Annotated in this window: 1 protein-coding gene; it reads left to right on the top strand. The window is 41.8% G+C overall.

What is annotated here, in order from left to right; all coding sequences use genetic code 11:
* The first annotated feature begins 72 nt into the window (after positions 1-72).
* Positions 73-1,148, top strand: a protein-coding gene (locus tag N5J47_RS18075; RefSeq protein ID WP_249570807.1) for an IS3 family transposase whose coding sequence is annotated in 2 segments (ribosomal slippage) — positions 73-325 and positions 325-1,148 — 1,077 coding nt in all. Because the reading frame shifts where the segments join, the coding sequence is not laid out codon by codon here.
* Positions 1,149-1,187 lie beyond the last annotated feature (39 nt).

The raw sequence follows: 1,187 nt of genomic DNA, 5'->3' as shown, positions 1-1,187 counted from the left end.
CGGTAATCCCCCCTAAAAATAAAAGGATGTAAAAGTAGAATTTTCTCTTAAGATAGAAGCAGGAGATTCTGCATGAAAACATCTAAATTTACTGACAGCCAAATCATGTCCATCTTGAAGCAAGCTGAATCAGGTACACCTGTAGCCACTCTTTGCCGTGAACATGGCATGAGTAATGCGACTTTTTATAAATGGCGTGCCAAATATGGTGGTATGGATGCTTCATTAATTACTCGACTGAAAGAACTAGAGGCAGAAAATGCCAAGCTTAAAAAGATGTATGCTGAAGAGCGGCTCAAAGCTGAAATCATTCAGGAAGCTATGTCAAAAAAGTGGTAAAGCCATCTTGTCGTCGGCAGATGGCACAACAAGCCGTTGCTTATCATGCTATCAGTATTCGCTTGGCCTGCAAGGTATTTAGTATCAGTGAAACTTGTTATCGCTATCAGGCAAAGCTAAAAGATGAAAATGAAATTATTGCTCATCATTTGATAGAGCTGACTGAGCAACACACCGATTGGGGCTTTGGATTATGCTTTGATCATCTGCGCCATATTGAGCAAGAATGTTGGAACCATAAACGTGTATATCGTATTTACTGTGAGTTGGCACTGAACTTACGCATTAGACCAAGACGCAGATTGAAACGACATGCACCTGAGCCACTGAAAGAACCGATCCGACCTGATCAAGTATGGTCTTTAGATTTTATGCATGACCAGCTAAGTGATGGACGAAGTTATCGCTTACTGAATGTGATTGACGATTATCGTCGTGAGGGTTTGGTGATTGAGGCTGGGTTATCATTGCCAGCACTGCGCATCATCCGTACATTGAACCAGTTGCTTGAATGGCGCAATAAACCTCTGGCGATTCGCTGCGATAATGGACCTGAATTTATCAGCCATGAATTTGTTAACTGGGCAAAGTTGCATGACATACGTATCGACTATATTCAGCCTGGCAAGCCACAACAAAATGCATATATCGAGCGCTACAATCGCACGATGCGTTATAGTTGGGTAAGCAAACATTTGTTCGATACATTGGAACAAGTGCAAGACTATGCAACAAATTGGTTGTGGTTCTATAATCATGAACGACCACACAAAGCCAATGGAGGCAAACCACCTTTGATGGCTGCTTAACCTCTACTTTTAACTTCGGTTATTTATGGGAGGATTACC

This window comes from Acinetobacter sp. GD03645, from assembly GCF_029845285.1.
GTDB lineage: Bacteria > Pseudomonadota > Gammaproteobacteria > Pseudomonadales > Moraxellaceae > Acinetobacter > Acinetobacter corruptisaponis.
Note: the sequence above shows the minus strand (reverse complement) of the source record. Positions and strands in the feature narration are given on the sequence as shown.